At 63.6% G+C, this 26,645-nt stretch carries 27 protein-coding genes; 9 read left to right on the top strand and 18 right to left on the bottom strand.

Going from position 1 to position 26,645, the window contains the following annotated elements; genetic code table 11:
- Positions 1-93: 93 nt before the first annotated feature.
- Both L9B60_RS25035 and L9B60_RS25030 read right to left on the bottom strand, forming a co-directional pair.
- Entirely contained in the window at positions 94-708 is a 615-nt protein-coding gene (locus tag L9B60_RS25035; protein ID WP_249673653.1) for a cell wall hydrolase, read from the bottom strand.
- A gap of 32 nt (positions 709-740) precedes the next feature.
- A complete protein-coding gene (locus L9B60_RS25030; RefSeq protein ID WP_249673652.1) occupies positions 741-1,649 on the bottom strand; it encodes a LysR family transcriptional regulator in 909 nt (302 codons plus the stop codon).
- Between the two features lie 112 nt (positions 1,650-1,761).
- Here L9B60_RS25030 and argC point away from each other — a divergent pair, with 112 nt between their 5' ends.
- Positions 1,762-2,679 carry an N-acetyl-gamma-glutamyl-phosphate reductase gene (gene argC / locus L9B60_RS25025; RefSeq protein ID WP_249673651.1) on the top strand — a complete coding sequence of 306 codons (918 nt, stop codon included), beginning with the start codon at positions 1,762-1,764 and terminating at the stop codon, positions 2,677-2,679.
- A 14-nt stretch (positions 2,680-2,693) separates the two neighbouring features.
- Here argC and L9B60_RS25020 read toward each other — a convergent pair whose 3' ends face one another.
- From L9B60_RS25020 to L9B60_RS25010, 3 genes are all read right to left on the bottom strand, one after another.
- Positions 2,694-2,942, bottom strand: a complete 249-nt coding sequence (locus L9B60_RS25020) for a hypothetical protein (protein WP_249673650.1) — start codon at positions 2,940-2,942, stop codon at positions 2,694-2,696.
- 113 nt (positions 2,943-3,055) lie between these two features.
- On the bottom strand, positions 3,056-4,006 hold the full coding sequence (locus L9B60_RS25015) for a GlxA family transcriptional regulator (protein WP_249673649.1): 951 nt from the start codon (positions 4,004-4,006) through the stop codon (positions 3,056-3,058).
- Complete coding sequence (locus tag L9B60_RS25010) at positions 4,006-4,938, bottom strand: LysR family transcriptional regulator (protein ID WP_249673648.1); 933 nt, start codon at positions 4,936-4,938, stop codon at positions 4,006-4,008. Before L9B60_RS25010 ends, L9B60_RS25015 begins: the two co-directional genes overlap by 1 nt.
- 198 nt (positions 4,939-5,136) lie before the next feature.
- Between L9B60_RS25010 and L9B60_RS25005 the strand changes: the two genes are divergently transcribed.
- From L9B60_RS25005 to L9B60_RS24990, 4 genes are read left to right on the top strand one after another with little or no spacing between them, the layout of a single operon-like run.
- The gene (locus L9B60_RS25005) at positions 5,137-6,168 is read left to right on the top strand and encodes an acyl-CoA dehydrogenase family protein (protein WP_249673647.1); all 1,032 of its coding nucleotides are present in this window, start codon (positions 5,137-5,139) and stop codon (positions 6,166-6,168) included.
- Positions 6,165-6,905, top strand: a complete 741-nt coding sequence (locus L9B60_RS25000; protein WP_249680122.1) for a PIG-L deacetylase family protein — start codon at positions 6,165-6,167, stop codon at positions 6,903-6,905. The genes L9B60_RS25005 and L9B60_RS25000 overlap by 4 nt, the downstream gene beginning before the upstream one ends.
- Entirely contained in the window at positions 6,902-7,516 is a 615-nt protein-coding gene (locus tag L9B60_RS24995; RefSeq protein WP_249673646.1) for an SAM-dependent methyltransferase, read from the top strand. The genes L9B60_RS25000 and L9B60_RS24995 overlap by 4 nt, the downstream gene beginning before the upstream one ends.
- Complete coding sequence (locus L9B60_RS24990) at positions 7,513-8,199, top strand: glycosyltransferase family 2 protein (RefSeq protein WP_249673645.1); 687 nt, start codon at positions 7,513-7,515, stop codon at positions 8,197-8,199. The genes L9B60_RS24995 and L9B60_RS24990 overlap by 4 nt, the downstream gene beginning before the upstream one ends.
- Here the strand turns inward: L9B60_RS24990 and L9B60_RS24985 are convergent.
- The 7 genes from L9B60_RS24985 to L9B60_RS24955 form a co-directional block, all read right to left on the bottom strand.
- On the bottom strand, positions 8,171-8,863 hold the full coding sequence (locus L9B60_RS24985; protein ID WP_249673644.1) for an anti-sigma factor: 693 nt from the start codon (positions 8,861-8,863) through the stop codon (positions 8,171-8,173). The two genes, L9B60_RS24990 and L9B60_RS24985, sit on opposite strands and share 29 nt — an antisense overlap.
- A complete protein-coding gene (locus tag L9B60_RS24980; protein WP_438866011.1) occupies positions 8,860-9,444 on the bottom strand; it encodes a sigma-70 family RNA polymerase sigma factor in 585 nt (194 codons plus the stop codon). Before L9B60_RS24980 ends, L9B60_RS24985 begins: the two co-directional genes overlap by 4 nt.
- Positions 9,445-9,495: 51 nt before the next feature.
- Positions 9,496-10,023 (bottom strand): DUF3455 domain-containing protein, encoded by a 528-nt coding sequence (locus L9B60_RS24975; protein WP_249673643.1) that lies wholly within the window; start codon positions 10,021-10,023, stop codon positions 9,496-9,498.
- Positions 10,024-10,164: 141 nt separating this feature from the next.
- Positions 10,165-10,941, bottom strand: a complete 777-nt coding sequence (locus L9B60_RS24970; protein ID WP_249673642.1) for an NYN domain-containing protein — start codon at positions 10,939-10,941, stop codon at positions 10,165-10,167.
- A 58-nt stretch (positions 10,942-10,999) separates the two neighbouring features.
- On the bottom strand, positions 11,000-11,263 hold the full coding sequence (locus tag L9B60_RS24965) for a hypothetical protein (protein WP_249673641.1): 264 nt from the start codon (positions 11,261-11,263) through the stop codon (positions 11,000-11,002).
- A 312-nt stretch (positions 11,264-11,575) separates the two neighbouring features.
- The gene (locus tag L9B60_RS24960) at positions 11,576-12,472 is read right to left on the bottom strand and encodes a nucleotidyl transferase AbiEii/AbiGii toxin family protein (RefSeq protein WP_249673640.1); all 897 of its coding nucleotides are present in this window, start codon (positions 12,470-12,472) and stop codon (positions 11,576-11,578) included.
- Positions 12,473-12,594: 122 nt separating this feature from the next.
- Entirely contained in the window at positions 12,595-13,029 is a 435-nt protein-coding gene (locus L9B60_RS24955; protein ID WP_249673639.1) for a type IV toxin-antitoxin system AbiEi family antitoxin domain-containing protein, read from the bottom strand.
- A 232-nt stretch (positions 13,030-13,261) separates the two neighbouring features.
- Here L9B60_RS24955 and L9B60_RS24950 point away from each other — a divergent pair, with 232 nt between their 5' ends.
- Positions 13,262-14,203 (top strand): sensor domain-containing diguanylate cyclase, encoded by a 942-nt coding sequence (locus tag L9B60_RS24950; RefSeq protein ID WP_249673638.1) that lies wholly within the window; start codon positions 13,262-13,264, stop codon positions 14,201-14,203.
- Between the two features lie 57 nt (positions 14,204-14,260).
- Here L9B60_RS24950 and treA read toward each other — a convergent pair whose 3' ends face one another.
- The 3 genes from treA to L9B60_RS24935 form a co-directional block, all read right to left on the bottom strand.
- Positions 14,261-15,883, bottom strand: coding sequence for an alpha,alpha-trehalase TreA (gene treA, locus L9B60_RS24945; protein WP_249673637.1), 1,623 nt, complete (start codon positions 15,881-15,883; stop codon positions 14,261-14,263).
- An 84-nt stretch (positions 15,884-15,967) separates the two neighbouring features.
- Positions 15,968-16,609, bottom strand: coding sequence for a DNA-3-methyladenine glycosylase family protein (locus tag L9B60_RS24940; RefSeq protein WP_249673636.1), 642 nt, complete (start codon positions 16,607-16,609; stop codon positions 15,968-15,970).
- 296 nt (positions 16,610-16,905) lie between these two features.
- Positions 16,906-18,114, bottom strand: a complete 1,209-nt coding sequence (locus tag L9B60_RS24935) for an MFS transporter (protein ID WP_249673635.1) — start codon at positions 18,112-18,114, stop codon at positions 16,906-16,908.
- Between the two features lie 231 nt (positions 18,115-18,345).
- On the opposite strand from L9B60_RS24935, the gene mapR reads away from it, so the two are divergent.
- Positions 18,346-19,755, top strand: coding sequence for a GntR family transcriptional regulator MpaR (mapR, locus tag L9B60_RS24930; protein ID WP_249673634.1), 1,410 nt, complete (start codon positions 18,346-18,348; stop codon positions 19,753-19,755).
- On the opposite strand, the gene L9B60_RS24925 is transcribed toward mapR, so the two are convergent.
- Both L9B60_RS24925 and L9B60_RS24920 read right to left on the bottom strand, forming a co-directional pair.
- Positions 19,756-21,036, bottom strand: coding sequence for a chloride channel protein (locus tag L9B60_RS24925; RefSeq protein ID WP_249673633.1), 1,281 nt, complete (start codon positions 21,034-21,036; stop codon positions 19,756-19,758). It lies immediately after the preceding gene.
- Positions 21,033-21,884: a pirin family protein gene (locus L9B60_RS24920; protein ID WP_249673632.1), complete on the bottom strand. Its 852-nt coding sequence runs from the start codon at positions 21,882-21,884 to the stop codon at positions 21,033-21,035. The genes L9B60_RS24925 and L9B60_RS24920 overlap by 4 nt, the downstream gene beginning before the upstream one ends.
- 1,344 nt (positions 21,885-23,228) lie before the next feature.
- On the opposite strand from L9B60_RS24920, the gene L9B60_RS24915 reads away from it, so the two are divergent.
- The gene (locus tag L9B60_RS24915) at positions 23,229-23,558 is read left to right on the top strand and encodes a hypothetical protein (protein ID WP_249673631.1); all 330 of its coding nucleotides are present in this window, start codon (positions 23,229-23,231) and stop codon (positions 23,556-23,558) included.
- Between the two features lie 47 nt (positions 23,559-23,605).
- On the opposite strand, the gene L9B60_RS24910 is transcribed toward L9B60_RS24915, so the two are convergent.
- On the bottom strand, positions 23,606-24,886 hold the full coding sequence (locus L9B60_RS24910; protein WP_249673630.1) for a sensor histidine kinase: 1,281 nt from the start codon (positions 24,884-24,886) through the stop codon (positions 23,606-23,608).
- Positions 24,887-25,071: 185 nt separating this feature from the next.
- Here L9B60_RS24910 and L9B60_RS24905 point away from each other — a divergent pair, with 185 nt between their 5' ends.
- On the top strand, positions 25,072-26,634 hold the full coding sequence (locus L9B60_RS24905; protein WP_249673629.1) for a glycosyltransferase family 39 protein: 1,563 nt from the start codon (positions 25,072-25,074) through the stop codon (positions 26,632-26,634).
- The last annotated feature ends 11 nt before the right edge of the window (positions 26,635-26,645 follow it).

Here is a 26,645-nt window from a genome sequence, read left to right as displayed (position 1 = left end):
CAATCACGCACAACACCGGGTAATCGCCCTGGCGCACATTGAACAGCCACCAATAGCCCGCTGCGTGGGTTGATCATATCGGCGCGATGGTGACTATTTCGCCTTGCCGTCGTGCGGTTTGTAGAACAGGAATTTATCGGTATGAGCCGTTTCGATGTATTGCTTCACCCACGCCGGCGACACGTTGCGGTCGTGGAAATACATGGCGCCACCGGTGTTGTCGGGCAGTTGCTGATTGAGCGCCTTGCGCGCGATTTCCTTGGCAATGTCGTAGCGTTCGGGTTCCTCGACATCGTCGGAGCGGCCGTCGCACCACCAGGAAAACTGGCAAGCCTTCTTCGACTGGCCCTCTTTGACCACCTCGCAAATAGTGCTGGGGAAACCGTCATGGCCCAGGCGGTTGAGCACCACGTTGGCCACCGCCGACATGTCTTGTGCATTGCCACCTTTGGCTTCCCAATAGATCGTGCGCGACAGGCAGGTCAAGGTGTCATTCACCGACGCTTCGCCAGCGGGGTCGACCACCTGCGCCTCGGCCTTGGTGATGGTCGCAGCCTTGGGCACGGCGCCCTCCTTATCGGCCACCTTGTGCTCCAGCACCTGGGCCTTGTCCTTGACCACTTCGGGGCTTTGCACCGGGTCGGCGGCCAGCGCCTGCCCCCCGAAAAAAGCAATTGCAATGCAGGCGGTCAACCGGACTAGGCGCATGGCGAAACTCGATGGCGGACGATGCGCAAAGCTTACACCTTGCCTGGCTGGTTGGCTTGCTGCGTACTCAATGCCCACAACACGTCGAGCACGTGCAGCGTGGGCCGCTCCACCTGCCCTGCGCGATGGGCGATGCCCAGTTGGCGCCACAGCAGCGGTTGCAGCGGGCGCATGGTGATGCGCGTATCCGGCAATGGCGTCGACGCTTCATGGGGCAGCAAGGTCGCGCCATAACCAGCCGCCACCAGGCTTTTGATCGCGTCGTTGTAGTTGAGCTGGATCCGCGGCGTGGGCTGTGGCCCGACGCCGGCGAACCAGTCAGTGGTCAGGCGTGAAAGCCGGGTACTGCTGTCGTTGAGGATCAGCGCTTGGTTGGCCAGCCAATCGGGGGTGACCACTTGGGGGCAGTCCCAGCGCGAGGGCAGGAACGCCATGACCGGGTCGCGGCGCCAGGCCGCGATCCGCAGGCCTTTGACCGGGGCCTGCGGCAGTGCGACCAGGCCGATGTCCAGCGCACCGTCGGCGAGTTTTTGCAGGGTTTGCTGGGACGTGAGCACCGCCACCTGCACGTCGATGTCGGGGTGCGAGTGCCCCAGGGTTTCCAGCGCCTGGGGCAGCAACTGCGCGATGGCCCCGGTGGACGCGCCCAGGCGCACCCGCCCGGCCAGGCCCAGAACCTGGCGCTGCACCTCTTCGAGCGCCTGCTCGGCGTCGGCCAACAAGCGACGGGCGCGCTCTATCAGGGTTTCGCCAATGGCCGAGGGCTGCACCCGCCCGCGCGTGCGCGACAGCAGCGTGCCGCCCACGCGGGCCTCTAGGTCGGCAATGTGCAGGCTGACCGTGGGCGGCGCCAGGTTCAGCACCCGCGCGGCCTCGGCAAAAGACCCAAGGTCGGCAATCGCGACCAGGGTACGCAGGCGGTCCAGGCTGATTTCGCGCATGTAACGCTCCCCGTTCAGAATACCTGAACAAAACCATCATCAAATTCAACTTTTACTATCTTACCTCGCCCATGAAGATAAGGCCTGTTGATTCCGGTTCAGAGAGCACGCCATGACCACACCCCTGATTTTCATCGACGGCGACCAAGGCACCACGGGTTTGCAAATCCACCAGCGCCTGCATGGCCGCACCGACCTGACACTGGTCACGCTGCCGGCCGAACAGCGCAAAGACCCCAAGCACCGCGCCGAGGCCATCAACGCCTGTGACATCGCGATCCTGTGCCTGCCAGACGAGGCCGCCCGCGCAGCCGTGGCCAGCCTCCATAACCCGGCCGTGCGGGTGATCGACGCCAGTTCTGCGCACCGTACCCAGGCCGACTGGACCTACGGCTTCGCCGAGTTGAACCGCCAACAAGCCCAACGCATCGCCAGCGCACGGCGGGTGAGCAACCCCGGCTGCTACCCCACGGGGGCGATCGGCCTGTTGCAGCCATTGCTCGCAGCCGGCCTGGTACCACGGGACTACCCGATAAGTATCCATGCGGTGTCGGGCTATTCGGGCGGCGGCAGGGCCGTGGTCGATGCCCATGAAGGCGACAACGCGTCGGCTGCGGCAGCCTTTCAGGTGTATGGGTTGGGGTTGGCACACAAGCACGTGCCAGAAATCCAGCAACACAGCGGCTTGAGCGAGCGCCCGGTGTTTGTGCCCGCCTACGGGGCGTTTCGCCAGGGCATCGTGCTGACGATTGCCCTGCAGCTGCGCTTGCTCGCCCCCGGCGTGGATGCCGCACGGTTGCATGCCTGCCTGGCGCAGCACTATGCAAGCACCGCGTACGTCAAGGTCGATTCGCGGGAAGCCGCCAAAAACCTGGAGCGGCTAGACCCGCAAATGATGAATGGCAGCGACCACTTGCGTTTGATGGTGTTCGAGAATGAAGGCCAGGTACTGTTGGCTGCGGTGTTCGACAACCTGGGTAAAGGCGCGGCGGGGGCGGCGGTGCAGAACCTGGACTTGATGTTGGTTTGATGCCGGGGCGCTGACTACGGCGCGGCGCCCAGCAGGGCTGCCAGTTCACGCCAGGGGAAGTCCTCGCGCCGCGCGCAGCAGCCGGCCCGGTGCACGAACATTTCGCCAGGCTGGCTGGCCAACTGCGAGGCCCGGCACTGTTGGCAGATGATCTGGCCGCATTGCACGGACCAACGGAAGGTCCAGCCGGCGATACGGTCGCAGGGGCTCATGCTGGCGCGCAGCGCGGCGGCAATTTCGTCGGTGACAGAGATGCTGGACATGCAGGGACTCCCGTGTACCCTTTTATCTACATCCTTGTATTTTGGCAGGCGTACGCGACAACTCTACGGCCCAACGGCACGTTGCACGGCCAATTGGGTGCGCAAATCGGCCATCAGTTGAATTGGTGACGGTATTGCACCGGGGTACGGCCCAAACGGGCGCTGAACAGCTCGCGCATTTGCCGCACACTGCCAAAGCCGCTTTTGTAGGCCACTGTTTTAAAAGGCAAATCCGTGCTTTCCAGGAGACTGCGAGCACGGTCGATGCGCGCGTTTTGTATAAACGCCAAGGGCGTCATCTGCACCTGGCGGGCAAATACCCGGCTGAAGTGGCGCACGCTCATGGCCGCAAGGGCCGCCAGTTGCTCGACACACAGCGGCTCTTCCAGGTGCTCCAGCACATAATGCTGAACCGCCGTGATGGGTGACTCCTGGGTGGCCACGGTCGCCACCAGCGGGCTGAACTGAGCCTGGCCGCCCTGGCGGCGCATCACCACCAGCAGCACTTTGGCCACGTCCAGGGCCACCTTGCGCCCGTGGTCCTGGGCGACGATGGACAGCGCCAGATCAATGCCCGCCGTGACGCCGCCCGAGGTGATCAGGCGCCGGTCGTGCACGTAGATCTGGTCGGTGGCCACGCAGGCCTTGGGGAACGCCTTGATCAGGCGCTCGGTGTAGTGCCAGTGGGTGGTCACTTGGTGGTCGTCCAGCAGCCCCGCGTGGCCGAGAATAAAAGCGCCGGTGCAGATCGAGCCGTAGCGCCCGGCAGCGGGCGCCGCGTGCCTGAGCCAGTTGATCAGGCCCGGATGGCGGCCGTTATAGGCACCGGGGCCGCCGGGCACCAGCAAAATATCCAGGGGCGTGTCGACCTTGTCCAGGCACCCATCGGCCTGGATCCGCACCCCGCACGAGGCCCGAACCAGACCGGGGTCGACGCCCAGGGTAAACACCTCATAGCCGTGGGCCGGTTCCAGGTAACGGTTGGCGATGGAAAACACCTCCACGGGGCCGGCCATGTCGAGCAGGAGAAAATCGGGGTACAGGACGATGGCTACACGTTTCATCACAAGGGCTCTTGAGCAGCGTCTAGGGTAGGGGCTTGCTGCAGCGCAAGGTCGTGTACCAGGCGCTCGCGCAGGAAATCGATGAACGCCTGCACCGGCCTTGAACTCTGCCGGTGCTGGGGGTACACGGCCGACAACTGCAGCGCCGGCGGCGCGAAACTGTCCAGCACGCTGACCAGCCGGCCATCGGCCAGGGCGTCGCCGACGATGAACCGTGGCAGATAGGCAATGCCCAGGTCTGCCAGGGCCGCGTCTTTGAGCAGTTCGCCGTTGTTGGCCCGGATGCGCCCGGTCACCGCCATGGCCTGGGGTTTGCCACCCACCTGAAACTGCCACTGCACTTGCCGGCCATGGCCGTAAGGCAGGCAATCGTGGGCCGCCAGGTCTGCTGGCAGCCGTGGGGTGCCGCGCGCCGCCAGGTACTGTGGGCTGGCGCAGTAGAGTCTGGGGATGCAAGCAATGCGCCGGGCGATCAGCGAGGAGTCCAGCAGCACACCGATACGCAGCACCACGTCGTAGCCCTCGCCCAGCAAGTCGACCGGGCGATCACTGAGGTCCACCTCGACCGCCACCTGCGGGTAGCGCTTGAGAAACTCAGGCAGCAAGGTCCCCAAGTGCGCCACGGCAAACGACAACGGCGCACTGACCCGCAAGGTGCCACGCGGCTGGGCGTTTTCGCCGACGATGCCCTGCTCCACCGCTTGCACCTCGTTCAACAGCCGCACGGCCGACTCGTAGTAGCTCTGGCCCAACGGCGTGACGTCCAGGCGCCGGGTAGAGCGATTGAGCAAGCGCACGCCCAGGCGGCTTTCCAACTGCATCAGGCGCCGACTGACGTATTGCTTGGACAGGCCCAGTTGTTCGGCGGCCGCGGTGAAGCTGCCAGACTCCATCACCTGGGCAAACAGGCGCATGTCTTCAAAGGCGTTCATTGTCATACCTGGGTGGACAGTGGGTGCTTTATAGCGGGTTTTGGTTAGGTTGGCCGCAAAAAAACCGCCCTTGAAGCCCGACACAACCACTTCACTTGCCTCAAGCAGATTTTTTGAACCCCCACCGGCTACCAATGCCGAAATTCTGGGACCTGCGCAACGGCGTCTGGCCCGTGATGCGATGGAGGCGGCTGACGCATGCAAGAACCCCTGGAACGCCTGGAATCGGCCTTGTCGGATTTCGCCCGCAGGCCTAATGCGTCGTGTCTTGAGCAAGCCCTGCAACACACCCTGCACACCTGCCTGCAGCAAGGCCTGGACCAATTGCCCCTGCCCGGCGCAGGGCAGACCCTGTTGCGCTGGCAGCGGCTGGCTGCCGTGGCCAGCGTCGACCTGTCGCTGCTCAAGCTGTTCGAGGGCCACACCGACGCCCTGGCGATACTTGCCGAGCTTGGCTCGCAACCGTTCAGTAGCCCTGGGTTGTGGGCCGTTTGGGCCGCCGAACCACCGGCAGCGCGGGTGCAGGTCACAGGCCAAGGCACTGACCCCGTGCACCTTAACGGTACCAAGGCGTGGTGTTCTGGCGCGCAGCAGGTCGACTACGCACTGCTCACCGCTTGGGATGAACACGCCCAGCCGCAGTTGGTCGCGGTCACGCTCCACCAGCCCGGCGTGCGGGTCGGCCAACACGGTTGGCAAGCGGTGGGCATGGCCCGCACCGCCAGTGTCGACGTGCAGTTCGAACACGCTGTGGGCCTGCGCGTCGGCGCCCCCGGCGAGTACCTCTCGCGCCCGGGCTTTTGGCAAGGCGGCGCGGGCATCGCCGCCGCGTGGTACGGCGCGGCCATGGCTCTTGCGCGCGCGTTGCTCGAACACCGCCGCCAAGCCCGTCCTGACGCCCACGCCGACGCCCACCTGGGCGCCGTGGACGCCGCGTTGTGCGGCGCCGCCGCCAGTTTGCGCGAATGCGCGGCCTGGATCGACGCCCACCCACGCGACGATGCCCGCCTGGCTGTGCAACGGCTCAGGGCCCAGGTTGAATCGGCGGTGGAACAGGTGTGTCGCCACGTGGGGCGCGCACTGGGGGCCACGCCATATTGCCGGGATGCGCACTTTGCGCGGTTGGCCGCCGACCTGCCGGTGTTTATCCGCCAAAGCCATGCCGAGCGCGACCTGGCGCAACTGGGGCAACTGGTTTCGGCCGGTTCAACTGCCGCGTGGTCGCTGTGAGCCGCGCCGCGCCGTTTGGCGTGGGCGGCACCTCGTTGCAGCAATGGCAGGCCAGTGCCGAACTGGCCCAAGTGCCTTGGCTGCCCGTCGCCACGCTGATCCCGCCCGCTGCGCGCCTGGTGGTGCTGGCGCCGCACCCTGACGACGAAGTGCTGGCCTGTGGCGGATTGTTGGCCGCTATGGCGGCGCGTCAAGACGACGTGTTGCTGATCGCCGTGACCGACGGTGAAGCCAGCCACCCCGGCACGCCCGGCCTGGCCGCGCGGCGCCAGGCTGAAAGCGAATACGCCCTGGCCCGCCTGGGGTTCTACGTGCCGCGCCTCAAGTGCCAACGCCTGGCCATGGCGGATGGCCAGGTGGCCGCCGGCGAACGCCAATTGGTCGCGCACCTGATCGAGCAATTGCGCCCCGGCGACTACCTGCTGAGCACCTGGCGCCACGACGGCCATTGCGACCACGAAGCGGCCGGCCGCAGCGCCGCGCAGGCGGCGGCTGCCACCGGCGCTACTTTGTTGGAAATGCCCGTGTGGGCGTGGCACTGGGCAACGCCCGATGACCCGCGCATGCCGTGGCAGCGGGCGCACAAATTACAGCTCAGCCCCGCGCACCTGGCACGCAAACGCCACGCCATCCAAGCCCATATCAGCCAATTGCACAGCACCGCCGGGCAACCGGCGGTGCTTTCGCCCGCCACGCTGGAGCGCCTGATGCAACCTTACGAACTGGTGTTTACATGACCTTGAGCGCCCCCTATTTCGAACAATTGTTCGCCGAAAGCGATGACCCCTGGGCCTTCAAGACCCGCTGGTATGAACAGCGCAAACGCGACCTGACCCTGGCGGCCCTGCCCCGCCAGCGTTACCGCCGGGTGTTTGAGCCGGCGTGCGCCAATGGCGAGTTGAGCCTGCGCCTGGCGCAGCGCAGTGATGCTTTCGTGGGCATGGACCTGTGCACCAAGGCCGTCACGCTGGCCCGCGAACGCCTGGCGCATCTACCTGGCATCGACGTGCTTGAGGGGCGCTTGCCCAAGGATTGGCCGCAGGGCCGGTTCGACTTGATCGTGCTGAGCGAGTTGGCCTATTACCTGACTCCAGGCGAGTTGGCCGCGGTGATCCAACGGGTGCTGGCCAGCCTCACCGCCGACGGCGCCGTGTTGGCCTGCCATTGGCTGCACCCCATCGAAGGCTGCGCCATGGATGGCCGCCAGGTGCACGCACAGTTGGCCGCGCAACTGCCCTTGCAGCGCCTGGTGCGCCATGAAGAAGCCGATTTTGTGCTGGAACTGTGGACCGCCACCCCCCACGCCTTTGACCTCGATGAGCGTACGCTGCAAGGAACTGCGCCATGATCGCCGTCATCATCCCCGCCCACAACGAACAACAGTACATGGCCGCCTGCCTGCGCTCGGTGCACGCGGCGATCCGCCACCCCTCACTTGCCGGCGAGGCGGTGCAGATCCTGGTGGTGCTGGACCATTGCACCGATCGCACCGGCGCCATCGCGCGCGGCCACGGTGCGCAGGTCACCACGGTGAACGCCCGCAACGTGGGCCTGGCGCGCAGCCACGGCGCCAAACTCATGCTCGAACGCGGCGCGCGCTGGCTGGCCTTCACCGATGCCGACAGCCGCGTGCCCGGCCACTGGCTGGCCCGGCAACTGGCATTCGGCGCCGATGCGGTGTGTGGCACCGTCACGGTGGACCAATGGGCCGAACACGCCCCTGAAGTTCGCAGCCGCTACGACGCGCATTACCAACCCGTGGAAGGCCATCGGCACATCCACGGCGCCAACCTTGGGGTCTGCGCCATCGCCTACACCCATGCCGGTGGCTTCCAGCACCTGCCCGCCCACGAAGACGTGCGCCTGGTGCAGGACCTGGAGCGCAAGGGCGCCAGCATCATCTGGACCGCCACCAACAGCGTCATCACCAGTGCCCGCAAAGACAGCCGTTGCCGCGAAGGCTTCGGTGATTACCTGCGCTCGTTGGACACCGCGCAACCGCTCATATCACTTTCACAGCCCGGCCAATGAACTGCACCGGCCCCGTGGGTTTGCCAATCGGCGAGCCGGTGCTTTTTTCCAGGGTCAGTTCAAACAACTGGTTGGCCTCCAGCGGCGGCAGCTTGCCCAGCGGCACCTGCAAGGTCTGCCCCGGCTTGACCAGCCCCAACGACACCGGGCCTTGCCAACCGTCAGCTTTGGTCCAGAACTCCAAGGCCTGATCCGCCGGCACCTGGACCGTGCCCAATGGGATCAGCTGGATCTGGCGACCATTGCCCGCCTGCACCACCCAGCCGGGTGCCTTGTCTTGCGGCGCCACCAGCACCACCAGGTAGTGCGGGGCGCCAAGCGGTGGGGCCTGCAACACCAGCAGGCTGCCCAGTACCAAGGTGGCGACCAGGCCTGCCGCCGCCAGCCCCCGCCACAGGCCCAGGCGGTTCCACCAGTCGATGGCAGGCGTTGCCAGGCTGTGCTCGATGCGCCCCCACAAACCCGCCGAAGGCGCGTGCGGTTCGGCCAGCGCCGTCAACGCGAACAGGCGCTGCTCCCAGGCATCCACTGCGGCGCGCAAAGGCTCATCAATGGGTAGACGGCGTTGCACCACGGCGCGCTGATCCGCGCTCAAGGTGCCCAGCACGTACTCACCGGCCAGCGCCTCAATGTCTGGGTTTTGATCCTGCGGGCCGGTGCTCATCCCATGCACTCGCGCAAGGCCGACAGGCTGCGCTTGATCCAGGCCTTGACGGTGCCCAGGGGCGCGCCCAGCTGCTGGGCGATTTGCCCATGGGAAAGCCCGTCCACGTAGGCATGCACGATGCAGCGTCGGCGTTGGGGTTGCAGACCGGCCAGGCAATGGTGGAGCCGATCGGTATAAAGCAGCACGTCGTTCCCCTCACTGGGCGTTTCCAGTTCGCTGAATGTATCCAGTGGCGTTTCGCGTCGGCGCCGGCGCAGGCCGTCCAATGCCACATGGCGGGTGATGCTGAATATCCAGCCACGGGCGCTGCCGCGCGCCGGATCAAAATCTGCCGCGCCCTGCCACACCTTCACAAAGGCATCGTGCACCACGTCTTCGGCCAGCGCGTTGTCTCTCACCAACCGCTTGGCCACCCCCAACAAGCGCGCGACCTCCTGCACGTAAAGCCGCTGCAAGGCCGCACGTTCACCCCGGGCACAGGCGGCCAGGTGGGCTTCATAGTCAAACTGGGGTTCGGCTACAGACAAGGGCAGGCCATCACTGAAAGGGGGTGCCCCGGCACCCTGGCCGGGGGTCATGCATTAGCGTAGATGACAGCGTTGCGCATCAACCGGGCATAACGTTTCCACTTATTTCGCTGCCCAGAAAATATAGTCCGCCTGGTATTTCACCTGCTCTTTCTTGCCCTTGTCGGCCACGGTACAGCCGGCTGCGGGTGCCACGCCGCCCTTGAGTGCCACGCGCTGCACATAGGTCACGCCATTCATTGCACCCTTGCCCTCGGCCGGGTTGGCCTTGACCAACTGGTACGGCAGGTTGCCCGCGCTGGAGGGCGCCACGGCCAACTGCGTGCCGGTGATTTTCGAGCCATCCTGGGCCTGCCAGGTGGCCGGTGGGCCGAAATAGGTACCCACCTGTTTGCCGCTGCGGTCATTGAGCACCGCCTGGGGGCCGACAAACACCCACTCCACTTGGCCGGCAGCGTTGGCCTTGTCGCGGCACTCGTAGGTAATCTCCCCTACCCCGACGGTTTCCAGGGCCACCTTGTGGCCGTCTGGCACCTTGATGGTGTCTGGCACCTCCATGGCCGCGTGGGCGGTCAGGGACGTCACCAACAGCGAGGCACCGGCGAAAGACAGTAGGCGTTGAACGTTCATGGGTGTGGCTCCGTGAGGGGCAGGCCAACGGTGTGTTGGCCGCTAAGATGACTACTCACGGGGCGGGGGGTTTGGATGCATGCGCTCGAAAATAAAAATATGGGGGCGCGACATGGGCGCTGTTCGCGGACAAATCCGCGCCTACTGGGGGCGGTTGCGCACGTACAACACCGTGCCCCCGGTGGGCGATGCGCCCTTGACCTGCAGCTCGAAATGCGCGGCCTGGCCCTTGATCAAATCACTCAATTTACGAAACCCGTAGATCCTGGGGTCGAACTCCGGTCGCAGCTTGCCGATGTTGGTGCCAAGGGCTCCCAACTGCGCCCAGCCATCTTCGTCGGAGATGTCATCAAGGATCTTGGCAATGAATTGCACCGGCACCTTGGGCGCTTTTTTCGTGTGGGTGGCCTCTGCCTGCGGCTCGCTCTCGCGCACGGCGGCGGGCTTTTTCTCAGGCGCAGCCTCCTGCTCTGGCGTGGCGTCGGCGCGCAAAATCTCGGTGTAGATGAACTTGTCGCAGGCGGCAACGAAGGGTTTGGGGGTTTTCTCCTCGCCAAAGCCGTACACCACTAACCCCTCTTCACGCAGCCGGGCGGCCAGGCGGGTGAAGTCGCTGTCGCTGGACACCAGGCAAAAGCCGTCGAAACGGCGGGTGTACAGCAAGTCCATGGCGTCGATGATCAAGGCGCTGTCGGTGGCGTTCTTGCCCTTGGTGTAGGCAAACTGCTGGATGGGCTGGATGGACTGGTCGAGCATCACCTTCTTCCAACTGCCCAGGTTCGGGCTGGTCCAGTCGCCATACATGCGCTTGACGCTGGCGGTGCCGTACTTGGCGATCTCTTCGAACAGGCCTTCGGTGATGGCGGCCGAGGCGTTGTCGGCGTCGATCAGCACGGCCAGGCGGGTTTTATTAGGCATGGGGCTTCCTTGTTAAAGACCCCTTCACCATAGCCGCAAAAAAGCGCTGCGGCCCGCCTCAGCCAAATACGCGCTGCTCGCATAACCGTTGCTCGACGATCTGCAAGGCTTCGCAACCGGTCTGCAGCAGCAAGTGCGCGCCTTCGGCGAAATGGCTGGTGTCCACCTCCTCGCCCTGGCGCGCGGTCATGCAGGCCTGGTTCTTGAGCATCAGGCTGGCGGTGCGAAAGCGGTGCACGGCGAAGTAGAACAGGTCGGCGACCGAGGCGTTGGCATCCAGGTATTGCAAGGGCGTTGCTTGAACGGGTGAGCAGTGGGTCATGACCTTTCCTTGGAGTCAGGCCACCACCCAGGATGGGTGGCAGCTGGCACGCAGGTTGAGAGACCGGCTATCACAAACCAGCGCACACAAAGGTGCCCTGCGCGCAGCTGCCATGACGCGTGAACGCAGGCATTTGACTGCCTGAGTCCATGGTTACGCAACATGCACGTGATAGATCGGGCTCTCAAACCCGGTCGCTAGGTGAGCGACGGGGGGCACTATGAAGGGGGAAAAGGTGCGCCGCAATGGGGGAAAAGCGGGTTCGGAAAGGTCCTACATAGGGTTCGGAAATCTGCTCCTACAACGCATTTTTTACATCTTGAACCCTACCCGGTCGGGCTCGCCGCCCAGCGTTCGTGCCGTCAATTGGTAAAGCTGGCGCACATGCCCTGCCAGGAACACCCAGAAAGCGGGGTCATCAACGGTCTGCACCACAAGGTCACGGGGCAGGAAGCGACTCATCTCTGCGCGGAAACCGACTGCCAGGCTGTCATCCGTTTCGAGCCGCTCAGAGCGCTCTTTGAACAGGCCCAGAAATGCCGATCGCTCACAGCGATGGTCGGCCAACTTGCTCGCAATCAGGTCCAACCGTGGCTTGACACCTTGTTGCCTAAGCCATGCCAAGTCCCAAAGGTCGCGGTTTTTTATCCGATTGGGCCGCAGGGCAAACGCAACGATCTTGTCGGCGTAAATTTCTTCAAGTGTTTGCGCCATCAACAGCAAGCCACCGGTGCCCATATCGACACCGTAGGGGTTGAGCAGCACCATGGGGGTGGGTTGATAACTGGGGATCGAACACACATCGATATTGATACGTTGCGCTGGCATGTCTTTGCGCCCTGGGCGAGTCTGCACTTTGATTTTCCAGGTATCGACGTTACCGATGTCTCTCAAAGGCTCGCTGACCTCCACCTCCAGGCCGTATTTGCCCTTGAGGGTCGCGACCAGTACCCGCGCCAGTTCCGCCAGATGCTCGCGATCGAAATCCGCCCCGCCGGTAAAATCGAGGTCTTCACTCAAACGATTCGAGCCGTAGCACGCGCGCAAGCAGGTACCACCGATAAACGTCAATTTGGCCAGCAAGCCTGCCGCACTCAACGCTAGCATGATGTCGTGATGCAGCAGTTCTTTCTCGACCACGACCCGCAGCGCGTTCAGTTCCGGCCGATTGTGCAGCGCCTGGTCCACCACTTGGTCAAACAAACTCATCGGCAACGCTCCAATCAATCAAGTCAAGATTTCGCTTTGCCGCCTTCATGTCTCGCAGCGCTTGCTTTGGATGGGCGCGCCACAGCCGGCAGCGCGGGTCGTAACTCAACTGGCCGGCCAGGTCAGCCGGTTTTTGACGCGTGTGGCACGAACTCGATGGTGCCCCAACGCCCGCAGTCAATTGTGCTACCGCGCCCTGACGACATCAGCGTGATCCAGTTGATGGGGATCTGAGAAATGACCCCACAGTCGCTTAGGGCCGTCTCAAGGCTGATGTAATTGAACTGAAGCGCTCGCAACCTGGCTGCCGCGTGGAAGAGTACCAGCCCACTCTTAAGCATGGCAGGTTCAAACAGATACAAGCCTTTGCAAACCCTGGCCAGGTGACCTTGCTGCACCGTACGGCTCAAGAGTGTCCTGTAGCTGCCCTCTGAAAGGTCCGGAACCAGTGCACGGAGGTCTTGTGGGGTAAACAGATAGCGTTCGGCATTTGCGAATTTAATCAGGCCTTGAATCAGACGTCGCATGGGCTGGGTGGGCTGATGATCTGGCTGCACGATTGAAGACTCTACGCTAAGTTACACTTACTGTAACTTAGCGTAGAGTCTCCGGCAATTTAATGGTCGCCAAATATCCGGAGCACGACCCGATCACTCTACGTAATGTTACACAAACTGTAACATTACGTAGAGTGAACATCGGGCAGCCCTCCCGACCACCGGTATTGCTTCTGCCGCAAGCCCGCAACATGCTAGGCCATCCTTGCGCCACTACCGGTACAGACCGCCCATGAGCACCGTCAATCGCCCGCCCGAACCCGACAGCGCCGTGTACAAAACCCTGCTCGAGTCCACCCGCGCCATCCCCTGGCGCATCGACTGGGCCACCATGACCTTCAGTTACATCGGCCCGCAGATCGAATCGCTGCTCGGTTGGGCGCAGGGCAGTTGGGTGAGCGTGGACGACTGGGTCAGCCGCATGCACCCGGACGACCGCGATTACGTGGTCAATTTTTGCGTGTCACAGTCCCAGGCAGGCGTAGACCACGAGGCCGACTACCGCGCGCTGACCAAAAGTGGCGACTACGTGTGGATACGCGATGTGGTGCACGTGGTGCGGGTGGACGGCGAGGTGCAGGCGCTGGTGGGCTTCATGTTCGACATCAGCGAACGCAAGCAAACCGAAGAACACCTGATCCGCCTGCAAAAGCAATTGGAGGAATACTCCTTCCAGGACGGCCTGACCGGCATCGCCAACCGGCGCATGTTCGACACCGTGCTTGAGCGCGAATGGGCCAGTGCCCAGCGCAACCAATTGCCGCTGTCGCTGATCATGTTGGATATCGACTACTTCAAGCAGTACAACGACCACTACGGCCACATCAAGGGTGACGAAGCCTTGCGTCGCGTGGCCCAAACCCTGCTGCAGGCGGCCAACCGCCCACGCGACTTCATCGCCCGCATCGGCGGCGAGGAGTTCGTCTGGCTGCTGCCCGAAACCCACGCCGACACGGCCAAACAGGTGGCGCTCAAGTGTTTGCAACTGGTGCGCCAACAGCAAATCGAGCATGCCCGTTCTGAAGTGTCCGAATGGCTGAGCTTGAGCCTGGGGGTGGGCACCGTGGTGCCCGGTGCGCAGGCCCAGGCATTGGCGTTCGTGGAGCAGGTGGACGGGTTATTGTACAAAGCCAAGCGCGAGGGGCGGATGGGCGCGCAGTATTCGCAGTTTTGATGCGCCAGTTTTGATGGCCCAGTTTTGATAGGGAGGGCCGTAGCCCCCCACCACCGTCTACCGCCCTGCCGTATCCGCCTCAGGATACTTTTGCAGTAACTTGAGCGTGACCCCGTTGGTCCAGCCAAACCCATCCTGCAGTTCGTACTCCCCACCGCCGCCCCCTTGCTGGCTGCCGGACAGGTCATACTTTTCCACCAGCTTGGACTGCTTGGCATACAGCCCCTGCACCTGGGCCAGAAAGCGATCGGCGATCTGCGCCGCCAGGGCTTTCTCGTCGTAGCGGCTCAGGCCCTGCACGGCGATCCATTGCAGCGGTGCCCAGCCATTGGGTTCGTCCCACTGCTGGCCGTTGCTGACTTGGGTGGTGGCCAGGCCACCGGTGCGCAGCAGGCCGCCTTGCACGGCGACGGCGGTCTTGCGTGCGTGCTCGGGCGAGGCAAGGCCGGTGTACAACGGGAACAGCGCCGCGGCGGTCAACGCCGGGCGCTGTTGGTTGCGCTGCCAGTCGTAGTCCACGTAATAGCCACTGCGCTCATCGAACAGATGCCGCTCGATGGCCTCGCGGCGTTGCTCGGCACGCTTGCCATAGGCCTGGGTGCACGGCGCGTTGGCGGTTTTCTCGCAGGCGGTGGCGATGGTGCGTTCCAGGTGGTACATCAGGCTGTTGAGGTCCACCGGCACGATGGCCGTGGTGCGGATGCTGGCCAGGTTTTTCGGGTCGCCCATCCAGCGCGAGCTGAAGTCCCAACCGCTTTCGGCGCCGGCGCGCAGGTCGCGCCACACCTCTTCCTTAGGCCGTTGCGGCGCCTGTTCGGCGGTTTTCACGTCCTGGCTCCACGACTCCTGGCGGGGCGTGGCGCTGGCGTCCCAGTAGCGGTTGAACAGGCTGCCATCGGCCAGGCGCACCACGTGGGCGCCGGCTTCACCGGGCTTGAGGGTTTGCGAACCTTGCATCCAATAGGCGTATTCCTTTTGCAACTGCGGCAAGTAGCGGCGGTAGGCTTGGTCGCCTTCGATGCGCGCCTCAAGCTCCACCATGTAGGCAAAGAACGGCGGCTGCGAACGGCTCAGGTAATAGGTGCGGTTGCCGTTGGGGATATGCCCGTAGGTGTCGATCATGTAGGCGAAGTTGTCGACCATCTGCCGCACCTGTTCTGTGTCGCCACTTTGCTCAAGGCCGAGCAGGGTGAAGTAGGAGTCCCAGTAATACATCTCGCGAAACCGCCCGCCGGGCACCACGTAAGGCTGCGGCAGCGGCAGCAGGCTGCTGTATTGCGGCACTTGGTCGTAGTGGCGGCTCAGCACCGGCCAGAGCTTGTCGATGTGCTCGCGGATCGGCGCGCCAGGCTTGGGTGCCGGGCTTTGGGCTTCGCCGGATTCTTCGAAATGGTCTTTGACAAAGGCTTTCAGGTCGAAACCCGATTGATCACGCTGGGCCAGGTAATCGGCGCGGATCTGCGCCGGAGCTTGCTTGGGCAAGGCGTCGACGAAGTGCTTCTGGTCGGTGAAGATTTCACCGCGCTGCACGGCCTCAAACAGTTCGGGGTAGGCTTGATCGGGCGGCAGCGCTTGCCGGGTCGCTACGTCGGTGGTGCCCCACAGGGTCTGGGGGTGTTGCGCGCAGGCAGCACACAACAGGGCGGCGCAGGTCAGGGTGCTGAAATGCAGGGGGCGCATAGGCGGACTCCGTGTCTGTTCGGCGGGTAACAGACCAAGTGACCGCACCCCACGGGTCAGGGTTCAGTCGGATGTGCCCGTGCTTCAGACCACCCCTTCACGCCGGCGCACCGCATGGTAATACTTCCAGAACAGCAGCGCCGCCGTCGCCCGATGCGGCGCCCAGGCCTGGGCAATGCTGATCAAGGCCTTGCGATCCGGCGCAATGGCCAAGCCCAGGGCATCACCCACCGCCTTCTGCAACGCCAGGTCCCCGGCCGGAAAAATATCCGGGTGCCCAGCGCTGAACATCAAGTAAATCTCTGCCGTCCACGGCCCCACGCCTTTGTGCCGCACCAGTTCGCTAATCGCCTGCTCGGCCGGCAACTGCCCCAGTACGTCAAAGTCCAGGCCCCCCGCCACCACCGCCTCGGCCAAGGTGGTCAAGGTGCGGTGCTTGGAGCGCGACAGCCCAACGCCCAGCAGGCCCTCCTCGCCCAAGGCCAGAAAGCTGTGCGCCACCGTCGCGCCCGCCACCGCCTGGAAACGCCCGTAGATCGCGTTGGCACTGGCTACCGACACCTGCTGGCCGCAGATGATTCGCGCAAGGCCAGCAAAGCCTACCTCGCCAATGCGTGGCGCAAATTCACCGGCCACGGCGCACACCGCGACCAGGCGCGGGTCCAGTTTGACCAGCGCCTGCAAGTGGCGGGCGACGGCTTCAGGGGTTAGCAGGGGTTCGTTCAAAGCGTGGGGCCTGGGCAATGAGTGCTGGGGTAATGGTACTCAGGTGAAGGAGGATCGCATAGGCAGGCCGTTTAGATCATGGTGCCTGAGGCACTCGAGACCTAGGCCTATTCGCAAGCAAGGCTTGCTCCCACAGTTGTTGCAAAGTGCTCAATGCAAACTGAAGTGCGGCACGTTGCAGCCAATGTGGGAGCAAGCTTGCTTGCGAAAGGCCTTATTCCCGCAGTTTCAAGACGCGCTCGGAGCCAATCAACGGCTAAGGATGAGATGAGTCTCGCCTCGTTACTTCGCGGCATTTACGCTCGCGGCCGCAACCCCACCATCCCCACCGCACACACCGCCAACAACACACTGGTGCCCAAAAACACCAGCGGCATGCCAAAATGCCCGCCCACGTACCCGCCCATCAACGGCCCCAGCACCTGCCCCACGTACTGGCTGGAAGTGGAATAGCCCAACATCCGCCCCGCCACCCGCTCCGGAACCGAATGCCGGATGATGGCCGCGATGCACGGCAGCAACCCGCCCAATGCCAGCCCCATCAGGAAGCGCAACACCACCAGTTGCCAGGCATCGGTCACGAATGCCTGGGGTATCAGCAGCACCGCCGCCACCGCCAGGCACACCGTGACCACCTTCCAGTGCCCTACCCGGTCGGCCAGTTTGCCCAGCCGTGCGGCGGACAGGATGCTGCCCAGGGCCGCTGCCGACATCACCAGCCCGGCCATCAGGGTCAGGTGTTCAACGTGCAGTTGCATCAGGTACACGGTGATGATCGGCTCGATCGACATGTTGGCGAACAGGATCAGGCACGCCACCACGAACATGATTTTCACCAGGCCGCGCTGCGGGATGTCGCCCCAGCGGATCGGTTCGCCAGCCTTGGCACCCGGCTCTGGGCGTTGCCGCGGAGCCTCTTTGAGCAAAAACAGGGTGGCCAGGAAGGTGATGAAAATCACCCCGCCCGCCAGGAAGAACGTGTTGCGGATGCCCACCAACGGCGGCAACAGGCCACCGATCAGGGGGCCAGCGAGGCTGCCGGCCATGATCCCCGACGAGAGGATGCCCAAGGCCCAGCCAGTGCGCGCCTTCGGCGTTTGGGTGGCGACCAGAATGGTGGTGCCCGAGGCATAGCCGCCCAGCAAGCCGGCCAGCAGGCGCAGCAGCACCAATTGCCAGATGTTTTCGGCCAGGCCGATCAACGACATGGCAACCGCCATGCCCAGGCTTGCGCGGATCAGCATCAACTTGCGGCCGTAGCGATCGCCCAGGCGGCCCCACAAAGGGGCGGTCAGTGCGGCAGACAGAAACGTGGCGCCGAAGGCGATGCCCGACCATTGCACGATGGCCGCCGGGTCGCTGACGCCCAGGTGTTCCACGTACAGCGGCAAGAACGGCAGCAACAGGGTCATCGCGACGATGGTGGTGAAGGCACCGAACACGCACACCGCCAGGTTGCGTTGCCAATGAAGGTGGGTGGGCGGGCAATCCTCTGCGACGGTCATGCGTTGGTTCCTGCGTCTTGGCGAATGCCCTTACGCTACGCCGCCCATGTGCATAAATAAAATTCATGTTTTTTATTGACTGCATTCCAACAAGGAATGCATCAAAAAACGCGGGAACGCGTGGCGGTTACCTGCCACTCAACTGATATGCACTTTCGCTAACAAACTGACACTGTCACCGGATCAGTTTCAACGGCATGCTGAGCCCTTGCACACCCAGGCCACCGCCCCATGAAGCGTTACGAAAAACTTGCCGACGACATCGCCGAACTGATCCGCAGTGGCGTGCTGCCCCCCGGCGGCAAGATCCCCTCGGTGCGCCTGGCCAGCCGCACCTACTCGGTGAGCCCATCAACGGTGTTCCAGGCCTATTACCTACTGGAAGACCGCGGCCTGATCCAGGCGCGGGCACGCTCGGGGTACTACGTGCGCGAGCACGTGTCGCGGCCGATGACCGCCCCCCAGGTCGCCCCCCACCCGGCCCAAAGCACCGACGTGGACGTCAGCGAGCTGATCTTTTCGGTGCTGGCCTCGCTCAAGGACCCGGACACTGTGCCATTCGGCTCGGCGTTTCCCGGCCCTGATCTGTTCCCGTTGCCGCGCCTGGCCAAATCCATGGCCAGTAGCGTGCGGGCGATGTCGCCACAGGCGGTGATCAGCGACATGACCGCGGGCAACCCGGACCTGCGCCGGCAGATCGCCCTGCGCTACATGATCAGCGGCGTGCGCCTGCCCATGGACGAGTTGGTGATCACCAGCGGCGCCATGGAGGCCTTGAACCTGTGCCTGCAATGCGTGACCCGCCCCGGCGACCTGGTGGCCATCGAGACGCCGGCCTTTTACGCCTGCCTGCAAGTGCTGGAGCGCTTGCAACTCAAGGCCGTGGAAATCCCCGTGCACCCCACCGGCGGCGTCGACCTGGACACCCTGCAAGACAGCTTGGCGCGCTTGCCGATCAAGGCGTGCTGGTTCATGAGCAGCTTTCAGAACCCGCTGGGCGCGAGCATGGATGAGGTGAGCAAGGCGCGCCTGTATGACCTGCTAAGTGAATATCAGGTGCCATTGATCGAAGACGATGTGTACGCCGAACTGTATTACGGCAACCGCGCGCCCAACCCGGTCAAGAGCTTGGACCGCGAGGGCCTGGTGATGCACTGCGGCTCGTTTTCCAAGCAATTGGCACCGGGTTATCGCGTGGGCTGGGTGGCCGGCGGGCGATACGCCGAACAGATCAGCCGGCTGAAATTGATGACCACTATTTCACCCTCGGTGCCGGCCCAAGCGGCCATTGCCGACTACCTGCAACACGGCGGTTACGACCGCCACCTGCGCCGGCTGCGCCATGCCCTGCAAATGCAGCAAAGCGCAATGCTGGCCGCCGCCGCGCGCTACTTTCCGGCCAGCACGCGGGTCAGCCAGCCAGCGGGCGGCTACTTTCTGTGGTTCGAGTTTCCCGAGCAGGTGGACGCCTTGCAACTGTATACCCAGGCTTTGGCCCAAGGCATCAGCATCGCACCGGGGCCGATTTTCTCGGCCACACGGCGCTTCACCCATTGCGCACGGTTGAACTACGGCCACCCCTGGGACAAACGCAGCGAACAGGCGATGGCGGTGCTGGGGCGCATCCTCGCAAGCTTTTGATCACTTGCCCCAGGTGGCGCACCAGCGGCTGACGCATACCGATCCGACCACCGCGAGGATGATCGGTACCAGAAAGTCGTGGTCCACCCGGGTGAACTCGACCACCAGCACGATAGCGGTGATTGGCATGCTCATGGACGAGGCCAAAAACGCCGCCGCGCCAACAATGGCGAAGGCGCCCAAGGGCACGCCCGGCCACACCAGGTTCCAGCCACAGCCCAGCACGATGGCCAGCAACGCCCCGGTGGCCAGGGCCGGGGTCAGCAGGCCGCCTTCGGCACCGGCGCGCAAGGTGCTGGTGGTAACCAGCACCTTGGCCACCAGCAGCATCGCCGCCAGGCCCAGGGTCAATTGGCTGTCAAAGCCCAGTTGCGCCGGGCCCTTGCCGTTGCCCAGCACCTGGGGCAGGTAAATCGCGATGCACCCCACCAGGGTAAAGTTGATCAGGGCCAGCACCGGCAGTTGCCAACCGCGTGCGGCGCGCTGCCGGGCGCGCCCGGTCAACTGGCTGAAGCCATAGGCCGCGATCCCCATCAGGGGACCGGCCAGCAGCGACCAGACAATCAGGTCGGGGGTTTGCGTGAACCCCGGGATCACGTACTGGGTTTGCGCGCCCAGGCCGATCCAGGCAATGCCGGCGCCGATGGCCGAGGTGGCCAGGGCGATGGTCGCCGCCGGCCAACTGAAGCTGCCCACCAACACTTCCAGCACAAACACCGCCCCGCCCAGCGGTACGTTGTACACCGCCGCCAACCCCGCGCCAGCGCCACAGGCGATGATCAGCCGCTGCATCTCGGGGGCCAGGCCCGCGCGCCGGGCCAGGCTGCCACCCACCAGCGCGCCGACCTCCCGGGGTGCCACTTCGCGGCCCAACGGCGAGCCCAAGGCCACGGTAATGATCTGCAGCAGCGCATGGGCCAGGGTGGTCTTGGCTGGCATCACCGGCCCCTGCGCCGCCACTGCCTGGCGAATACCCACCAGCGGGCGGCCAAACCGGTAGATCAGCCACCAGCCGACCCCCGCGACCACACCGCACAAGGCCATCACTGCCACGCGGCGCTGCACCGAAGCGCTGGTCACGCCCAGCAGAAAGCTCTGGTGGCTGGTCAAGGCATCCTGCCCATAGCCGTAGGCCAGGTGCTGGATAGCGTGCAGCAGCATCGCCAGGAGCATGCCGCCCAACCCGGCGCCCACCCCCGTCAGTACGACCACGGCGCCCAGGCGCAAGCGGTACCAGGAGGGCGTTTGGGTGGTGGCCGGCAAAGTTTCGGGTAATGTCATGGGAGGCTGCCGAACAGGCCTTTCTGGTAGTCCTCGATGGCTTGGATGATCTCCTCGCGGGTGGTCATCACGAACGGGCCATGGGAAAACACGGGCTCGTCGATAGGCGTGGCGTGGCCGAAGATGATCTGGCTGTCGGTGAGTGCGGCCAGGTGCACGGTTTCGCCCTGCTCGCCCAGCTCGATCAGGTGCCAGGGCTGCGCGGCTTCGCCGTCCACCTGTAACTGGCCGCCGACCACGTAGAAGAACACTTGGCGGCCTGGCGGGGTCGGCAAATGGATCTCGCCGCCCTGCTTGAAGGAGACTGTCATCAGCGTGACATCGGTCAGCGACTGGATCGGCCCCTGGTGCCCCTCGAACGCCCCGGACACCAGGTTGACTTTGACCCGGCCGGCGTCGGCCTTGATCACCGGGATGTCTTGATGTTGCAGGCCGACATAGGCAGGCGCCACCCACTTCAAGCGGGCCGGCAGGTTGACCCACAGCTGCAGAATCTCCAGCGCGCCGCCAGTCTGCTTGAAGGACTCGGGCGACAACTCGGCATGAACCAGGCCAGAACCTGCGGTCATCCATTGCACGCCACCGGCGGTGATGATGCTTTCATGGCCACCGCTGTCCAGGTGCGACAGCTCGCCTTGCAGGATAAACGTCACGGTCTCGAAGCCCCGGTGCGGGTGCGGGCCAAAGGGCAGGCCGTGGTTGTGCTGCGGGTACACTTGCGGGCCGTGGTGGTTGAGGAACAGGAACGGGTCGAGCTGCTCGACCGCCGGCCCAGGCACGGGGCGCCGGGTGATCAGGTCACCAATGTCGTCGCGGTGGGCGGGGTGCTGCTTGAGGATGCGGGGCATGGACGGTCTCTTTGAATCAGGCAACCCACAGCATAAAGCCTAGGCGCGCGCTTCGCGATGAAGCGCAGATGAAAAATCGCGCCCAATAAAAAACCCGCCGAAGCGGGTTTTTCCAAGACCATCCAACACCCTGTCGGCAGCCACCCTCGGCAATGGTCGATCGTCCTTGATCCTGCGGCGATCCTTCGCTGCAGTTGATGGATCCAGATTACGGCTTGACGGCCATCATGGATAGAGCCGTTTTACCGTCAGCGCGTGTAAGCATTTACCTACACGACGATCAGGCTGGCGGTGCGGCCTTCGCGGATAAATCCGCTCCTACAGAAACGCCCGCTTCCCCCTGTAGGAGCGGATTTACCCGCGAAAAATCACCGCGTTGAATCAGGCCTAGCACGGTACCGCCTTCGCGGATGAATCCGCTCCTACAGAAACGCCCGCGTCCCTTGTAGGAGCGGATTTATCCGCGAAAAATCACCGCGTTGAATCAGGCCTAGCACGGTACCGCCTTCGCGGATGAATCCGCTCCTACAGAAACGCCCGCTTCCCTTGTAGGAGCGGATTTATCCGCGAAAAATCACCGCGTTGAATCAGGCCTAGCACGGTACCGCCTTCGCGGATGAATCCGCTCCTACAGAAACGCCCGCGTCCCTTGTAGGAGCGGATTTATCCGCGAAAAATCACCGCGTTGAATCAGGCCTAGCACGGTGCTGCCTTCGCGGATGAATCCGCTCCTACAGAAACGCCCGCCTCCCCTGTAGGAGCGGATTTATCCGCGAAAAATCACCGCGTTGAATCAGGCCTAGCACGGTACCGCCTTCGCGGATGAATCCTCTCCTACAGGTGCGTCTTACCCACTGGAAGTCAGAACTGATCAGTCTGAAAAGAAACATGTAGTGCTGCTAAAAAAACACTACAAAACCCCTTGACGCCCTCCCCGAGCCCTTGCATGATGAAGCTGTCTCCCCGATCGGGAGCGTTGGCAAAGGTGTTCCGAGCAAGCTCGACCAAGCAGGTCAAGCTGTTGCAACGATGTGTACTGCCCACAAGGCAGATTGATGAAGCAGACTGGCACAATCAGCCCGTACGGGCCGAGAAACGCTGGCGAGACGTCCTCAAGATGCTTGTGGTTGACGCGTAATAGTCACCCTGACATTGCCGAATCGTTCGCTCCGCTTTCTTGTGTAGCCACCTCTTCTTCGACACTACATACCTCGAGCTCCAGGCCGGATGTGCACTGACGGGAATGCTGCGCCCTCCCGTCGCTGCAACGCTGTAACTCGACTGGCGGCAGGCGCCGGGCGAGCTAACCAACACGACAGATCAGAACAGGTCGAGGGACTTACCATGAACTTGAACAATCAGCCTACCACCGAGCAACTGGCGCAACTCTTCGCAGCCCGCAAGGACACCCTGGACAGCCATATCCTGTGGGTATGCGAGTCGGGTGAAGTGCACATCGACTGCCTGGAGTGCGTGACCCAGGAAAGTGAGTTCGAGCAACAGCAACCGAGCATGCGCGCCCGTTTCAAGATGTACCGCCGTGGCCAGGGCTACGTGGGTAAAAAGGCCGCTGCCGACAAGGACTACGTGGGCCGCGTGCTGCAGACGCTCAAGCATGAATGGAGTGAAGCCCAAGGCTCCTCCAGGGTTCATGTGATCGACCGGCTGTGCTGAAGCCTGATTGAACAAAAAACCCGCCAAGGCGGGTTTTTTTTTGCGCTTTAGCCCGCGCTGCGCGACAGTTTCACTTCAAACCTGCAGCCTTGCGGCTCGCGCCCGGTCAGGGTGACCGTCCAGCCCTGGCTGAGGCAAATGCGCTGTACCAGCGATAAACCCAGGCCCAATCCCTCGCCGCGCTGTTCATCACCGCGCACAAACGGCTGGAACATTTCCGAGCGCTTCTCCTCTGGGATGCCAATGCCGCTGTCGTCCACACGAAACCCGTCGGCCAACAGCGTCAGCTCGATAAACCCACGGTCGGTGTAGTGCCAGGCGTTGCGCAACAGGTTGCCCATCACCGAGTGCAGAAAGGTCTGGTTGTACAGCGTGGTATCGATGCCTGCGCGGGTGTAGACCAGGCTCAGGCCCTTTTCCTCGATGGGCTTGCGCCATACCTCCAGCAAATCGTCAGCCACGGACTCAAGGTTGGCTTGCCCGCCTTGCATCGCCGCCGCCTCTTGCGAGCGGGCCAGCAGCAGGAAGGTTTCCACCAATTGGCGCATGCTGCCACTGGCGCGGGCAATGCGTGACACCTGGGCGTGGGTACGCGTATCAAGGCCTGGGTATTCGAGCAGCAGTTCGCTGGAGCTGGCCAGCACCATCAGCGGCGTGCGCAATTCATGGCTGACGTCACTGGTAAACAGCTTCTCCCGGCTCAGGGCCGAACGCAAACGCCCCAGCGCTTCGTCGAAGGAGCCGGCCAACTCGCCCACTTCGTCGTCGGCATAGTCGGGGGCCAAGGGCGGCGCCACGTCCAGCAGTTGGTCGCGATGGCGCACCTGCAAGGCCAGGCGCGCCACCGGGGCCATCACTCGCCGGGCCAGCAGCATGCCCAGCAAGATCGACAGCGCGACACTGAGCACGAAACCCACCACCACCACGATGAACAGCAGCCGCTCACGTTCTTCGAAGCCCTGCTGGCCGCGCAGCAGGATGTATTTGCGGTCGTTGACCACCCGCACCATGGCGTAATACGCGTCGCCCAGGCGGTTGAGCTCCTGAAAGCCTGGGTGCAAATCGGCCAGGTCCGGCGGCATGGCCAGGTCGCCCGGGCCGTCATCGGCAAAAAACAGCTCGTCCTTTTCCGGGCGATGGCTCCAGTTGGCGGCGTTTTCTTCCAATAGCAGGCGATGCAGGTTGCCGCCCAAACTGATGGTGGTGAGCTTTTTTTCCACCACGTGCACGGTCGCGACGATGCCAACGGCAAAAACGCCCGCCACCAGCGCCGTCATCAAGGCAAACACGATGACGATCCGTTGCGTAAGGCTGTGTCTGAACTCCATGGTGTTCCATAGTATTTTTTACAAAACCGCAACCCGCGACTGCGGGTGTGCGCTAGAAGCGCGACGATAGCGAGCCCCAGCGGTTCACGCAACTCGAACCGGTCGCCGTGCTGCTGTAACGCGTTGGCCGGACGCGCTAAGCTGGCGCCCATTGCAAACGGTGTGAACGAGGGCGTCAGGTGGGGATGAATTTTCAACGCAGTGATGGCACCCAGGAGCCCCTTGGGCATTTCCCCGCACTGGGAATTGCCCCGCTGACCCACTGGGCACGCGGCCTGTGGCTGTTGCCGATCCTGATGCTGGCCGCCGGCGTGCGCTTCTACGACGCCACGGCCTCGGCGATCTGGTGCGACGAAGGCTCCAGCCTGTTGATGAGTCAGCACTCGCCCCTGCTGATCTGGTTTCACAGTGCCCATGACGTGCACCCCCCGCTGTATTACCTGCTGCTGCATGGCTGGATCGAGCTGTTTGGTAACAGCCTGCTGTCGATTCGCACCCTGAGCGTACTGCCGGGCATTGCCACGGTGGCCTTGGGCATGTGGCTGGTGCGCCTGATCGCCACCCGCCCTGCGGCCGTGCTGGCCGGCGTCTTGCTGGCCTTGCTGCCGATCGCCGTGCGCTACAGCCAGGAAGTGCGCATGTACTCGTTCATGGGCCTGTGGCTGATGGGCGCGACGCTGGCGTTGGTGTATTGGGTGAACCGCCCGGACCGCTTGCGCTACCTGGCGATCTACGTGCTGCTGATGACCGCCAGTTTCTACACCCACTACTTCACCGGCCTGTGCGTGTTGGCGCACTGGACCTACCTGCTGTTGGTGCGCAACCAGCCACCCCGGTTGATCACCCGCAAGGCCTGGTGGGCGGCCAATGCCCTGATCGTGTTGCTGTACAGCCCCTGGATCCCCAGCCTGGTAGACCAGTTGCAGAACCTGGATCAACTGCGCGTGGGCGGCGACGTCGGCTGGATCCCGGCCATGACCCGCTATTCGTTGCCTTCCACCTTCTGGCAGTTCATGACCTTGAGCGATGGCCTGGACGTGCCCGCCGTGCCCTACCTGCTGCTGCCGGCGGCGCTGGCGGCAATTGCGGCGGCGGTGGCCCTGGGTGATCGCTCGGCACATCGCCTCCAGGCACTGTTGGTGTGCTACACCTTCGTGCCGTTGGCGGTGATCTACCTGGTGTCGTTTGCCTCGCCCCTGCTGGTGGAGCGTTACCTGATGTTCGCAGCCCTGGGCCTGCCGCTGATCGTGGCGATCTTCATCGACCGCCTTCAGCAGCGCAGTCGCTGGCTGGCCGGCGCCTTGCTGGTACTGGTGATCGGCGTGTGCGGCGTGGGCCTGAAAAACGACTACACGGTCCAGGAACCGCAGTTCGATAGCCTGGTCGGCTACGTCAACCAGCACTATGCCCAGGGTGATCGGATCATCATCAGCGACCTGTTCTGGTATTTCCCCTACGTGTATTACGATCGCACCGGCGTGACGCCGCAGCTGTACACCCCGACGCTGCCCAACGGCACCTCCAGCCGGCCCAACGACTATGGCTTCGGCACCCTGGTGAACCAGGACGCCAGCACCCTCTACCTGGATACCTTGCAAGCGCTGCCCCAGGCCAAGGGGCGCGTGTGGCTGATCGGCAGCAGTGACCCGGCGGACGATTTCGCGCACATCCCACCCACTTGGAACAAGCTCGCCGAACGCACCGTGGGGGATGCGCGAGCGCGCCTCTACAGCCCGCCGCAGGGGTAAAAAGTTTCACG

This window comes from Pseudomonas abieticivorans, from assembly GCF_023509015.1.
Classification (GTDB): Bacteria; Pseudomonadota; Gammaproteobacteria; order Pseudomonadales; family Pseudomonadaceae; genus Aquipseudomonas; species Aquipseudomonas abieticivorans.
Note: the sequence above shows the minus strand (reverse complement) of the source record. Positions and strands in the feature narration are given on the sequence as shown.